Source organism: Roseobacter sp. S87 (genome assembly GCF_055693285.1).
In genome coordinates this window covers 1118526-1130842 of the sequence record NZ_JBVFTR010000004.1, presented here as the reverse complement: position 1 = coordinate 1130842, position 12317 = coordinate 1118526, and the positions used below count along the sequence as shown (strand labels likewise).

12 protein-coding genes are annotated in these 12317 nt (G+C 60.0%); 2 read left to right on the top strand and 10 right to left on the bottom strand.

Annotated elements, in window-relative coordinates; genetic code table 11:
- Positions 1 to 7: 7 nt before the first annotated feature.
- The 5 genes from ACZ1HA_RS06470 to ACZ1HA_RS06450 form a co-directional block, all read right to left on the bottom strand.
- A complete protein-coding gene (locus ACZ1HA_RS06470; RefSeq protein WP_472713306.1) occupies positions 8 to 1117 on the bottom strand; it encodes an NUDIX domain-containing protein in 1110 nt (369 codons plus the stop codon).
- Positions 1118 to 1129: 12 nt separating this feature from the next.
- Complete coding sequence (locus ACZ1HA_RS06465; RefSeq protein ID WP_375227830.1) at positions 1130 to 1570, bottom strand: TrgA family protein; 441 nt, start codon at positions 1568 to 1570, stop codon at positions 1130 to 1132.
- A 123-nt stretch (positions 1571 to 1693) separates the two neighbouring features.
- Positions 1694 to 2902 carry a class I SAM-dependent methyltransferase gene (locus tag ACZ1HA_RS06460; protein WP_375227831.1) on the bottom strand — a complete coding sequence of 403 codons (1209 nt, stop codon included), beginning with the start codon at positions 2900 to 2902 and terminating at the stop codon, positions 1694 to 1696.
- A 67-nt stretch (positions 2903 to 2969) separates the two neighbouring features.
- On the bottom strand, positions 2970 to 4388 hold the full coding sequence (locus tag ACZ1HA_RS06455; protein ID WP_472713305.1) for a cryptochrome/photolyase family protein: 1419 nt from the start codon (positions 4386 to 4388) through the stop codon (positions 2970 to 2972).
- 68 nt (positions 4389 to 4456) lie between these two features.
- Complete coding sequence (locus tag ACZ1HA_RS06450; protein WP_472713304.1) at positions 4457 to 5680, bottom strand: aminotransferase class V-fold PLP-dependent enzyme; 1224 nt, start codon at positions 5678 to 5680, stop codon at positions 4457 to 4459.
- Between the two features lie 268 nt (positions 5681 to 5948).
- Here ACZ1HA_RS06450 and ACZ1HA_RS06445 point away from each other — a divergent pair, with 268 nt between their 5' ends.
- Positions 5949 to 7799 (top strand): BCCT family transporter, encoded by a 1851-nt coding sequence (locus ACZ1HA_RS06445; protein WP_472713303.1) that lies wholly within the window; start codon positions 5949 to 5951, stop codon positions 7797 to 7799.
- 52 nt (positions 7800 to 7851) lie between these two features.
- On the opposite strand, the gene ACZ1HA_RS06440 is transcribed toward ACZ1HA_RS06445, so the two are convergent.
- The 3 genes from ACZ1HA_RS06440 to gstA are packed head-to-tail and all read right to left on the bottom strand — an operon-like array spanning position 7852 to position 9072.
- Entirely contained in the window at positions 7852 to 8079 is a 228-nt protein-coding gene (locus ACZ1HA_RS06440) for a tautomerase family protein (RefSeq protein ID WP_472713302.1), read from the bottom strand.
- A complete protein-coding gene (locus tag ACZ1HA_RS06435; RefSeq protein ID WP_472713301.1) occupies positions 8066 to 8464 on the bottom strand; it encodes a nuclear transport factor 2 family protein in 399 nt (132 codons plus the stop codon). The genes ACZ1HA_RS06440 and ACZ1HA_RS06435 overlap by 14 nt, the downstream gene beginning before the upstream one ends.
- Entirely contained in the window at positions 8461 to 9072 is a 612-nt protein-coding gene (gstA, locus tag ACZ1HA_RS06430; RefSeq protein WP_472713300.1) for a glutathione transferase GstA, read from the bottom strand. The genes ACZ1HA_RS06435 and gstA overlap by 4 nt, the downstream gene beginning before the upstream one ends.
- Before the next feature lie 113 nt (positions 9073 to 9185).
- Here gstA and ACZ1HA_RS06425 point away from each other — a divergent pair, with 113 nt between their 5' ends.
- On the top strand, positions 9186 to 10100 hold the full coding sequence (locus ACZ1HA_RS06425) for a LysR family transcriptional regulator (RefSeq protein WP_472713299.1): 915 nt from the start codon (positions 9186 to 9188) through the stop codon (positions 10098 to 10100).
- Positions 10101 to 10144: 44 nt separating this feature from the next.
- Here ACZ1HA_RS06425 and acuI read toward each other — a convergent pair whose 3' ends face one another.
- Both acuI and ACZ1HA_RS06415 read right to left on the bottom strand, forming a co-directional pair.
- A complete protein-coding gene (gene acuI / locus ACZ1HA_RS06420) occupies positions 10145 to 11137 on the bottom strand; it encodes an acryloyl-CoA reductase (RefSeq protein WP_472713298.1) in 993 nt (330 codons plus the stop codon).
- A gap of 75 nt (positions 11138 to 11212) precedes the next feature.
- Positions 11213 to 12316 carry a dimethylsulfoniopropionate demethylase gene (locus tag ACZ1HA_RS06415; protein WP_375227840.1) on the bottom strand — a complete coding sequence of 368 codons (1104 nt, stop codon included), beginning with the start codon at positions 12314 to 12316 and terminating at the stop codon, positions 11213 to 11215.
- Position 12317 lies beyond the last annotated feature (1 nt).

Here is a 12317-nt window from a genome sequence, read left to right as displayed (position 1 = left end):
GGCGACCTCAAGACATTGCGCGCAGCCGGTCCCGGTGGCGGGCCAGCCAGTAGGCAGACATGATCAGGGGTGCGTTGGCAAGCTGCAGTTCATCGCACATGTCCATCAGCTGATCGAACGAGAGAACATGCGAGCGGATGTCTTCGTCTTCCTCGTCCAGCCCGCCTGTGCCTGCAACGTCATCCGGCAGATCCGCAAAGCCCACGTATATATAGTAAAATTCTGACGAGTTGCCCGGCGAACAATAGGCCTCGGCAACCGCGAACATCTCGCCGATCGTCAGGCCCGCCTCCTCCAGCGCTTCCCGCCGGGCGGCCTCCTGCGGGGCCTCGCCAGGGTCCAGACGTCCGGCCACCGGTTCGAGCTGCCAGAGCACGCGATCCCCGCGTGCAAGCGGCCCCATACGCATCTGCTCCACCAGCAAAACCCGGTCGCGCACCGGATCATAGGGCAGAACAAGTGCTGCATCCGGTGCCCGGAACACGGCGCGCATCACCTCAGGCGTCGTTCCGCCGTCAAACCTCTCGTGGGTCAGATCATATTCTTCGAGAGCAAAGTAGTTGGCATAAGGGCGCCGCATATCTTTCACACTGACCTGCCCGTCCAGTGTCCGGGCACCATGGCGGCTGTTTTCCGCGTTCATGACCGACCAGGCGCGCGCGCGGATCATCGGGAACATCGCAGCAATGTCGCCGGGGGATTTCTGCCCCATGTACGATATGACCTCGGTGGCCGCGAGGACACTCATACGCCCATGCGCCCGGGCCCAGTCATCGACATTCCAGGGGCCGAGAAACGTGAATTCCCCTGCTGGGGGCATATACACCCGGACATTCTGTCCGGTTGTCAGCGTTTCGTCCACGAGCGTGTAGCCGAACGCCTCTTCGTAGTAATCCAGCCGCGCAATGTCGCCATCAGTCAGCCCTTCGACGAGCAGGCCGGAGGCCGTGGCCGATGCATCCTGCACGATGGCTGGAAACGGACCCTCTGAGGCCGCAAAAACGCGGTACCCCGGCAGTTCCGCAGGTGTCAGTGAAAGATGCGAGACATCACCCACAACGACCTCAAGAAGCGCGGGGTGACAAAGTGTTCCAAAGAAAAAAAGCGGCCGTTTCATGCCGCGCGCATATCAGCGCCAGGTGCGCCATGCAAACTCTGTTGCGAGCCCTGCAATGACGCCGCCCGCGATCAGCGTGAAAATTACCAGCGGGTTGATCAGGATGAGGGCATTTTCGGCCATAAACTCAAAGATTGCAGCCAGAGCGATGAAGGCGCCGTTGTACCAGTTGTCCATCGCACGATCGAACATCTGAAAGCAGGAGTGAAAGAACAGCCCCCAGAGCACCAGCATCAGCGCGCCGCCAAAGCCATTGTTGATTGCAGCGGTAATGCCCCGGCCCGCGCGCTTGCCCATCACAATCCATCCGGTCAGCACACCAATCACGGCATTATACCAGACGAAATTTCCGAAATCCGTGCTGTCCGGGAAAAGCGGCATGATCTGAAAAGACAGAATGAGCCCGAGCACTCCGATCAGAATCCCGGCAATAAGCTTCGCTGCGTCTGGCATAACCACTCCTGTGAACACGGTCTGCTGCGTCCGGCCCGCCGCAGATCGCGCGCAGGCCTGAGCAGTGGTATCCCACAGAGCTGGCTCAAAAAGGGTTAATTCTGGGCAATTCCAGGGTGATTATCAGCCCGGGCGGCGCACCGTGATCTGCGTCACATCGCAGTTTGAGCTTTCGAACGTCGAAGCGCAGGATGTCAGGTAAAAGTTCCACATGCGCCGGAACCGTTCGTCAAAACCCATTTCGCTGACCTGATCCCATTTATCATTGAAGGTTTCATGCCACCGGCGCAGTGTGATTGAATAGCTGTGGCCAAACTCGACCGACCGCTCGATACCCAGGCCTGCACGGTGTATCTGCGCCTTGAGCGCGCCGGGGCTTGGCAGCATACCTCCCGGAAAAATGTATTTCTGAATGAAATCAACGCCGCGTTTGTAGACCTGCCACCGGCGGTCGGCGACAGTGATGATCTGCAGTGTCGCCGTTTTGCCAGGCTTCAGCCTGTCACGCACTGTCTCGAAATAGACGGGCCAGTATTTTTCACCGACCGCCTCAAACATCTCGATTGAGGCAATGCCATCGTAGGTTCCCTGCTCATCACGGTAGTCCTGAAGCTTGAAATCAACGCTGCCGGAAAGCCCTGCTTTTTCAATGCGTTCCCGGGCATACTTGAACTGCTCTTCGCTGATCGTCAGTCCTGTGACCTTCAGCCCCCGTTCTTTCGCGGCGTATTCAGCAAAACCGCCCCAGCCACAGCCGATTTCGAGAATATGGTCCCCGGGTTTCACGCCCATCTGGTCGACCATAGATTTGTACTTTGCCGTCTGCGCTTTTTCGGTGCTTTCCTGACCCGTTTCAAACAACGCCGAGGAATAGGTCATCGTGTCATCAAGCCACAGACCGTAGAATTCATTGCCCAGATCGTAGTGATAGCTGATGTTCCGCCGGGCCTGCGTTTTGTTGTTGCGCTGCAGCCAGAACCGGAACTTCTCGAAATTGCGCACCAGCGCCATACCCGGAAAACCGTCATAGATGTCTTCGTTGTCGGCATGTACCAGATCCATAAAAGCCTGCAGATCCGGCGTGGACCACCACCCGTCCAGATAGGCATCACAGAACCCAAGATCACCTTCGCGGATCAGACGTGCAAAAAGATCATCGTTGTGAATATCCATCTCTGCCACCGGGCCCGGATGCTGCCCCTCTGCGCGAAACCTGCGCCCATCCGGCAGAACGAAATCGACGCGCCCGTTATTCATCTGCTGCGCCATCGCGAATACGCGCGCAAAATACCGTGGCAGTCCGGACTGTCCGTCAGTGGTGGTAAGGATCATAGATGAGTGTTCCGTTCGTTCGTGGGCAGGCCTCTTTAACAGATACGTTAACCTGTGATGCCTGGTTTCAGAAGCCCCTGTTTTCATAAGCAGAAAGCGCAATTTTGCGGCCTTCGTCAGCGGGTACAACCGCAGCGGGATATCTGTCGTCCGGAGAGAGGTTCCAGGCGCGTGGAACTGCGTCGAAAAAGGACAACGCCGTTTCTGACGGTTCTTTATAGCCTTCCGCGAGCCAGCGGCGGACATAGACGCGATCCTTGTCGAATTTGTCGAGCTGGGTGACAGGATTGAACACCCGGAAGTATGGCGTTGCGTCCGGACCTGAACCCGCAGACCACTGCCAGCCCATGGCGTTGCTCGCCGGATCCCAGTCGATCAGACAATCCTCAAACCAGTCGCGCCCGATCTTCCAGTCGGTCAGCAGGTGCTTGGTCAGGTAGCTTGCGACGATCATCCGCCCCCGGTTATGCATCCGGCCCGTCACATAGAGTTCCCGCATGGCCGCATCGACAAAGCGGATACCGGTCCGGCCCTGTTTCCAGGCGATGACCTTGTCGGCCTGCCCGTCGGTATTCCAAGGAAAGGCATCCCAGTCTTCTTTCCAGTTAGACGTCAGAATATGCGGCGTATGGTGCATCAGATGGTAGGCAAACTCGCGCCAGACCAACTCTTTGAGAAAGGTCTCCGCGCCCTTGCGACCTTCTTCCAAGGCGCGTCTTCCGGCGTGCCAGCACTGGTGCGGGCTGATTTCACCCAGCGCAAGGTTCTCGGACAACCCGGATGTGCCATCAACGCCGGGCAGATCGCGCGTGGTATCATACTCTGCGACGGTTTCGTCAATGAACGCCGCAAGGCGGTCCTGTGCTGCCTGCTCTCCCAGGCGCACCCAGGGCCGGACGACCGCGGCCCCACGGTTCATCGCAGCGCCCGTGTTCCAGTCTTCCAGCGCGTCACCTTTTGGCCAGGTATCCGGCGCGGCCAGTCCATCCGGCGCGGCCAGTGGCGCATCGACGTCCCGCGACTTCACCATGTTCCAGAAAGGGGTATAGACGCGGTAGAACCCGCCGGTTTTCGTTTCAACCGTCCAGGGCTCAAACATCAGATGCCCGCCGAACGAGCGTGCATCGGTGCCCTCTTCTCTCAGTGCATTTTTGACGGCAGCATCACGCTCAGTGGCGTCCGGGTCATAGAGCCGCGACCACCAGACGGCCCCGGCACCGGTTTCGCGGATCAGATCACGCAGGACACTGAGCGCATCACCCCGGCGCAGAACCAGGCGACTGCCCAGTTGTTCCAGGCTGCCGGCAAAGTGTCCGATGCCGAGGCCGAGGCGCCATTTGGGTGCAGCTCCCAGCGCTGCCGTCTGATCGTCGTAGATGTATACCGGGATCACCGGCCTGCCCGTGGCTGCCGCCGCCGCAAGCGCGGGGTGATCGCTCAGACGCAGATCGCGCCGGAACCACAGAATAACTGGTGAACTGCTCAAACCGTGACCCTTTCCAAAGTCTTAAACCGGATACGCACGGTATACGAACATGGATCAGGAAAAACCGGTTACAATACCTCGTCCAGTGCATGGATCAGCTTTTCGATCTCATCCTGCGTGGTGTAATGCGTGAAACTCAGCCGCAGAACGCCGTGTTGCATGTCAACACCCATCGCCTCCAGTGCGCGCCCTGCGTAGAAATCGCCGCCACCAGCCATGATACCATGTGCGGCCAGCGCTGCAGCGGTTTCTTCGCCGTCGCGGTTGAGTGACAATGCCACAGTGGGTGCCCGGCCTGCTGCCTGATCCGGCCCCAGCAGGCGCACGGAATTGCGGGATGACACTGCGTCGAGCAGAGGTTGCAGGAGCGCAATCTCATGCGACCGCATCAGATCGTGAACCGCACTGCCCCGCGCGTTCGGTCCGGCCTCAGCCTCAAAGTGATGCGCATAAAGTGCATCAATGTAGTCGGCCATGCCCGCACAGGCAGCCACCTGTGCATGATCAGGTCCCGCAGGGGTAAAGCGTTTATAGAGGCTGTCACCGTTGAAATGGTGCCCCTGATTGGGCAGCAGTTCCCCCAGCGCGCGGCGGATGACCATCAGCCCCTGGTGCGGGCCATAGGTTTTATACGCCGAAAAAAGATAAATATCGGGCCCCAGCGCCCCGACATCCGGGAAGCCATGCGGGGCATAGGACACCCCATCGACACAGGTGAACGCGCCCGCCGCGTGCGCGAGTGCTGTGATTTCAGTCACCGGGTTAATTTCGCCCACCACATTTGAGCAATGCGGGAAGCAGACCAGACGCACGTTTTCGTCGAGCAGACTTTCCAGGTCGTCCGGTTCCAGATGCCCGGTATCGGGATTGATTTTCCATTCGCGGATCTCAATGCCCCGTTCCGCCAGGCGCCGCCAGGGCCCGGTGTTCGCCTCATGATCCTGGTTGGTCACCACGATCGCCTCACCCGGCTGCATCATCCCGGCAAAGGCCTGGGCCAGCACGTAGGTGTTCTGTGTGGTCGAGGGCCCGAAGCTCAGTTCATCAGAGGCCACGCCCAACAGAGCGGCCATCCTGTCGCGGGCCTCATCCATCTCCTCGCCACCGAGGCGGCTGGCCTCATAAGGCGCATAGGGCTGCACTTTGCGCTGCGTGTAATACCGCATCAGACGGTCAATGACCTGCCGGCAGGTATAGGACCCTCCGGCGTTCTCGAAAAAGGCCTGACCTGTCAGCGAGGCTTCTTCAAAAGCGGGAAACTGCGCCCGCACATATTCAATATCCAGTATCATGCGCGCACCGTTGTCCGCGCACGCGCCGGCGTCAAGAGGGCCGTTTCCGGTGCTTCAGCGACCCAATGCACGTTAAAAGTGTCGTTTCTGATCTACCTGCGTCGCGACTGGACCAATCAGAATTGTGACCGTTTGACACACTTCATGCAGTTTCGTGCATAGGCCCACGCGCAGATGTTCAGAAACGTGCAACCTTTTCTGTTGCACGACAGATGACCTTTTTCACACGGGGTCCCGTCAGAGGACCCGAAAAACAGGGAACAGAACAATGTCAGTCAAGCCGCCGTTTACGGATCTTGAGATCAACACTCAGGATGCGGGCTTTTACGAAGGCTACAGCCTTCCAATCGCCCTTCTTTCAAAAATCACCATGGTTGCCCTTGTGCTCTGGGCTATCATCTTCCCGCTTTCTGCCAACTCCACGCTCGACTCCTGGAACTGGGCTCTGCTGCAGGGGTTCAATGCATTCTACATCATCTCAGTGGGCGCTTTTGCGTTCTTTCTTATTGCCCTGGCCATCCTGCCGTCCGGGAAACGCAAACTGGGCGGCCCGGACACCAGACCGGAGTTTTCCAATTTCTCCTGGTTTTCCATGATGTTCGGCGCCGGTCTTGGCGTCGGCCTGATGGTTTTTGCCACGGCTGAGCCGCTTGGGCTCTGGGGGTCGAACCCGGTGGTTGTCTCCGGCGGTGTTGAAGGCAATACCGAAGAGGCGCTGACCTCGGCCTACCGCTACACGTTCCTGCACTACGGCTTCCACGCCTGGGCCATCTACGTCGTCACCGGACTGAGCCTCGCTTATTACGCTTACACACGCGACATGCCACTGACTATCCGCTCCGCACTGACGCCACTGCTGGGACGTTTTGCCAATGGTTTCATCGGTCACGTGGTCGATGTGCTGGGCGTCGTGGCCACAATTCTCGGTGTGTCGGTGACCATCGGTTACGGTGTCAGCCAGTTTGTCGATGGCGTCTACGCCGTGACAGGTATGGAATGGCTCATGGGTGCCGCAGACGGTGATACGCCACCTGCACCATCCACGGTTGGCCTGCTGGTGGCCCTTGCTATCATCATGACGCTGTCCATCATCTCGGCGGTCTCCGGTGTTGGGCGGGGGATCAAATACCTCTCCAACCTGAACCTTGTCCTGTCAATCATCCTGTTGATGACCTTTGTGATCTTCGGCAGCTTTCTCTTTGCCATGACGACATACGGCACGGCGCTGGTGGATTATATTATCCGTTTCGTTCCGCTGAGCTTTGAAGCCTATTCGCCGCTCAGTGAAAGCGCCTTTGCCGCTGGTCTGCCCGAGGCGGCGGCACCGGCAGCGGCTGAGCTTTATGGTGGCGCAACCAACGCCTGGGGATCGCTGGGCGCGTTTCAGGAAGGGCTCGAAGGGGCCGCAGCGTCGCTGCCACCCGAAGTGCAGGTGGCGGCCTATGAAGCAGGCACGCAAGGCCGGCTCTTTGGCTGGCAGTCGGGATGGACAACATTCTACTGGGCCTGGTGGATCGCTTTCTCGCCCTTTGTGGGGCTGTTCCTCGCCCGCATCTCCAAGGGCCGTACCGTGCGTGAATTCATCCTGGGCTGCGTTTTTGCCCCTGCGCTGGTGTGTTTCGCCTGGATGACCATCCTTGGCGGCACGGCGATTGATCTGGAACTGCAGGGCGTGGCAGATGGCGCGATCATCGGTGCCTCGAACACAAACAAGCTCTTTGTGACGCTTGGCCAGATGATCTCAGGCGGGTTCCTGTCCGGCATTACTATTATGTGTGTGGTGCTGATCATGACCTTCCTCGTGACGTCCGCGGACTCAGGCATCCTGGTGATGAACACCATCATGTCTGGCGGCGCACAGGAAACCGGGATCAAACACCGCATCATCTGGGGGCTGATCATGACCGGCGTAATCGGCGGCCTGATCATTGCAGGCGCGTCCGGGCGCGGCGGTGACCCGCTGGCCTCGCTTCAGGATGCAATGATCATCGGTGCCCTGCCCTTTACGGTCGTGATGGTCCTGATGGTCATCTCGCTCAGCAAGGCGCTCATCAACGACGGCCGCCGCGACAAGGCCGATGTGTCGGCCGGCGCATCGGACGGACAGCCTGCGGAGTAGGCTCAGTCTCACAAAACGATCAGGGCGCCCAGACCGGGGCGCCCTTTTCATGTCACCGGGCTGTGGATGAGCGGCGGATGTCGCTGACCTGCTTGCGGTCCATGCCCCAGTTGTCGAGCGGCACCTCATCAATCACCACGAACGTTGTGGCGGGGTTCTTATGAAGCACCTGCTCCAGCAGATCCGTCACCCCTTCGATCAGTTCACGTTTTTCTGCAGCCGTCGGGCCAAGGCCGTCGGGCCCGCCCTCGCGGGTCACCTTGATGTTAACGTATGGCACTTTCCGCCTCCCCGCGTTCGACATAGCTGAAGACCTTGGTCAGAACACGCCAGCCATCAGTCGTGTGGATAAGCGTCAGCAGGTCCTGATAATCCCGCCCCATCATGGTCATCCGCGCTTCCACGATGCCAATCCGGTCCCCGTGCAGGGTGACCCGTTCGATTACCTCGTTGCGCGGGTCACCGCGGGATGAAGGTGGTGTACGGGCGTCAATGCGTTTCATATAGGCGGCCAATCCCATGTTCTCGTAGTTCCCACGGGTTGCGTTCACGTACATGAGGTCCGCGTGGAAAACGCTGCGCAATACGGCGCTGTCCGACCGGTAAAGCCCGTCGAAATAGCGCACCATCAGTTCCTGAACCTCAAGCTGACTGTCCTGCCTCATGCCAGCAATCCTTCTGCCCGCATGGCAGCGTCTACTGACGCACGACCTGCAATCCGCCGGACATATGCCGAGAGGTTGGGCCAGCGTGTGAGGTCGATGTCCTTGAAGTTCGCCCAGCCTGTCACGACGAACGTGTAGGCATCCGCCACAGAAAACCGGTTTTCAACAAGGTATTCGCGGCCATCGCTCAGCACATCCTCGAGGTGGTCAAATTTTGTGGCGACCTTCGCACGCGCCGCCTGCTGTTCAACCTCAGTCGATGTATCCGAGAAAAGCGGGCTCCAGGACTTGTGCAGTTCCGCTGCGGCAAAATTCAGGAACTGCTGCAGGCGCGCCCGGGCCACAGTACCCGGTGCCGGCGCATATGCATACTCCGGGTTGTTGTCCGCGATGTACTGCAGAATTGCGACGCCCTCGGTCAGGACCTCACCCTCGCCGAGTTCAAGGGCCGGCACGTATCCGTTCGGGCTGATACCGCGAAAGGACTGTCCGGTCGCTGTTTCGCCGGTTTTCGGATCGACCGCTTCGATGTCAAAGGTCACATTGGTTTCGTTCAGCATGATGTGGCTTGCCAGAGAACAGGCGCCGGGAATGTAATAGAGTTTCATTTCAGTCTCCTGATGGTTTTTATGCCCACACCGGATACGCCTGCTGTCGAATGATTGATAATATTGAGTTTTCATGTTTATGATCTGATTTTCAGATCATCTGGAAGCAACCAATGACCCTTGATCAGCTCATTGCCCTCGACGCTATTGTCGCCGCCGGTACCTTTCGGGGGGCCGCAGACCGGCTGAACAAAGCCCAGTCCGCCGTCAGCCACCAGATCCGCAAGCTGGAGGACGAACTGGGCTTTGACCTCTTCACCAGAGCGGATTACCGCCCGCGCCTCACGGAAAACGGCGACGTCTACTACCGGGAAGCCCTGCGGGTTCTGGAACAGGTACGGGTCCTGAAGTCGGCGGCTACAGGCCTTGCGGGCGAACAGGAGGCCGAAATCCGGATCGCCGCAACAGCAACAATGGCGCTTGACCCGTTTCTGGCCATCCTAGGCACCATGAGCCGCGCCTGGCCCGCAACGCATGTCCGTCTATACGAGGAACTCATGGGAGGCCCGGTGGCCCGTCTCATGGCCTCAGAGGCGGACATGATCCTGGCCGGTCTTGAGGGTGTGCCGGTGGACGAGGTCGAAACACTGCCGGTCGGTCACGTGACAATCCTGCCCGTCGCACACCGCGATTTTCCCGCGGCCTCCCGCCCGGGGCTGCGCAGCCGGCGCGAGATGCAGACATATACGCAGGTTGTCGTCTCGGGCACCGGTGGCGAGGCGTTCACTCAGAGCCGGGACCTGATGTCCGGCGGGCGGCGCTGGACCGTCACCGGATTTGAAGCCAAACGCAGTATCATCAGTGCTGGCCTTGGCTGGGGCGGCATGCCCGCGCACCTGATCCGCGAAGAGCTTGATACAGGCGCCTTTACGGTCCTGGATGTCGAAGGGTTCCCACCACGGCGCACGCAGATATTTGCGATCCGCCGGCGGGACCGACCGATGGGTACTGTTATGGCCGCACTCTGGGACGCGTTGCAGGGGCAACCAGCCGCACAGCACATTCCGGATCAGCCACCCCGAAGCTGAAAGGGTGCCGCGCCATTCGCTCAGCCGAACAGCGCGGCAGGTTCTCAGGCGTTTACGTCAACAACCACACGGCCTTTGACCTGACCTTTCAGGATGTCGGAGCCAAGCTGCGGCAGATCTGACAGCGTGGCGGGCTGCACCATCGCTTCCAGTTTATCCATCGGCAGGTCACTGGCGATACGCTGCCAGGCGCGCAGGCGGTTCTCATAAGGCTGCATCACACTGTCGATGCCCAGCAGGTTGACCCCGCGCAGCAGGAACGGAATGACCGTCGCCGGCAGACCAGCGCCGCCTGCCAGACCCACGGCAGAAACAGACGCGCCATATTTCATCTGTCCGAGCACACGCGCCAGCATGTCCCCGCCCACGGCGTCCACGCAGCCTGCCCATGTTTCCGCTTCCAGCGGACGTTTGACTGTCTCGTTGATCTCTTCGCGGGCCACGATCTGTGTCGCGCCCAGCGACGTCAGGTAGTCCGCCGTTTCCGGACGCCCGGTGACCCCGGCCACCTCATGGCCAAGGGCTGCCAGGATCGCCACAGCAACAGACCCCACGCCGCCCGCGGCACCGGTCACCAGAACCGGGCCGTCTCCCGGTTTCAGCCCGTGGTCCTCGAGCGCCATGACTGCCAGCATCGAGGTAAAGCCCGCAGTTCCCACAGCCATCGCCTGGCGCGTATCAAGGCCACCTGGCAGCGGCACAAGCCAGTCGGCTTTCACGCGCGCTTTCTGCGCGTATCCGCCCCAGTGTACCTCGCCGACGCGCCAGCCGGTCAGGACGACCTTGTCGCCCGGCTTGTAACGCGCGTCCTCAGAGCTTTCGACAGTCCCGGCGAAATCGATGCCCGGCACATGCGGATAATTGCGGACCAGACCGCCACCCGGGCCAATGCACAGGCCGTCCTTATAGTTTACAGTGGAATATTCGACGGCAACCGTCACATCACCCGCGGGCAGCTGATCAACGCTGATCTCTTCCACGGCAGCAGAGGTTTTACCGCTTTCCTCATCCTTGTTGACCACAAGTGCGTTGAACATCGTCATCTCCTTTCGGGCGTGTCGCCCCGTTTTACATCAGTATCAGTTGTACGGCGGCTGGATGCCCGCCGTCTGTCAGATCCAGAACCCCGGCTGCACCGTCGCGCGGCGCATCCCGTCCGGTGTCTCCACCTCAAGCTCTGTACCGGTATCCCAGTGCGTCATGCGCACCATGCCGATGGACACATTGGTCACGAAATCCGGGCTCCACGCCGCAGAGGTGATCTGCCCCACCCGGCGTCCCCCGGCAAAAAGCGGCCAGGCCCGGTCACAGGACGGGACCGGATCTCCGTCGATAGCGATGGCGCGCACCTGCTGCACCGGCCCTTCCTTGGCGACCCGCAGCAAGGCATCCCGCCCGATACAGCCGATGGCCGTCTGCGTATCGCAGAACCGGCCCAGACCGCATTCATGCGGCGTGTTGTCGTCGGTCATGTCATTGCCATAAGACAACAGACCGCCCTCAATCCGTTCGATCCCGTTGGGGCAGCCAGCGCGTACGTTCAGGTCCTCGCCCGCGGCAAACAGCGCGTTCCAGAGCGGCATGCCGATGTCGCCGCCTTCAACGTAGATCTCGAAACCACCCTGCTTGGAATACCCCGACCGGGCCACCACAAGCTCGCGACCCTCAAATTCGAAAAGCCCGAAACGGAAGAACCGCACATCATTGACCGTATCACCGAAAATGCGCGCCATCAGCTGGTCCGCTTTCGGACCCTGAACGGCCAGCGGTGACACGTCCGGCTCATCTACCAGCACGTCGAGGCGGTAGCCGTTTGCGATGCCCTTGACCCAGAGCAGCAGATCGCTGTCCGCGATGGAAATCCACCAGCGGTCCTCGGCCAGTTTCACGGCCACAGGATCATTCAGCATGCCGCCCGTTTCATCCACAATCGGCACATAGAAACAGCGCCCCGGCAGCATGCCCCGCAGATCGCGTGGCGTCAGCATCTGCATCAGACGGGCGGCATCAGGGCCGCGCAGTTCGACCTGCCGCTCGACCGAGACGTCCCAGACCTGAACATGATTTTTCAGGTGGTGGTAATCCGCCTCAACACTCTCGAACATGGTCGGCAGGAGCATTCGGTTATACACGGTGTAGGCTTTGACACCGGCAGCCTCTACACCGTCCGAAAACGGGGTACGGCGCAGGCGCCGTGACGGGGAAATCAACGCCATT

Excerpts from the sequence above, each read along its gene's own strand:
- ACZ1HA_RS06470 (WP_472713306.1), bottom strand. The coding sequence starts at position 1,117 with ATGAAACGGCCGCTTTTTTTCTTTGGAACACTTTGTCACCCCGCGCTT.
- acuI (WP_472713298.1), bottom strand. The coding sequence starts at position 11,137 with ATGTTCAACGCACTTGTGGTCAACAAGGATGAGGAAAGCGGTAAAACC.
- ACZ1HA_RS06415 (WP_375227840.1), bottom strand. The coding sequence starts at position 12,316 with ATGGCGTTGATTTCCCCGTCACGGCGCCTGCGCCGTACCCCGTTTTCG.
- ACZ1HA_RS06445 (WP_472713303.1), top strand. The coding sequence starts at position 5,949 with ATGTCAGTCAAGCCGCCGTTTACGGATCTTGAGATCAACACTCAGGAT.
- ACZ1HA_RS06450 (WP_472713304.1), bottom strand. The coding sequence starts at position 5,680 with ATGATACTGGATATTGAATATGTGCGGGCGCAGTTTCCCGCTTTTGAA.
- ACZ1HA_RS06425 (WP_472713299.1), top strand. The coding sequence starts at position 9,186 with ATGACCCTTGATCAGCTCATTGCCCTCGACGCTATTGTCGCCGCCGGT.
- ACZ1HA_RS06435 (WP_472713301.1), bottom strand. The coding sequence starts at position 8,464 with ATGAGGCAGGACAGTCAGCTTGAGGTTCAGGAACTGATGGTGCGCTAT.
- gstA (WP_472713300.1), bottom strand. The coding sequence starts at position 9,072 with ATGAAACTCTATTACATTCCCGGCGCCTGTTCTCTGGCAAGCCACATC.
- ACZ1HA_RS06465 (WP_375227830.1), bottom strand. The coding sequence starts at position 1,570 with ATGCCAGACGCAGCGAAGCTTATTGCCGGGATTCTGATCGGAGTGCTC.
- ACZ1HA_RS06460 (WP_375227831.1), bottom strand. The coding sequence starts at position 2,902 with ATGATCCTTACCACCACTGACGGACAGTCCGGACTGCCACGGTATTTT.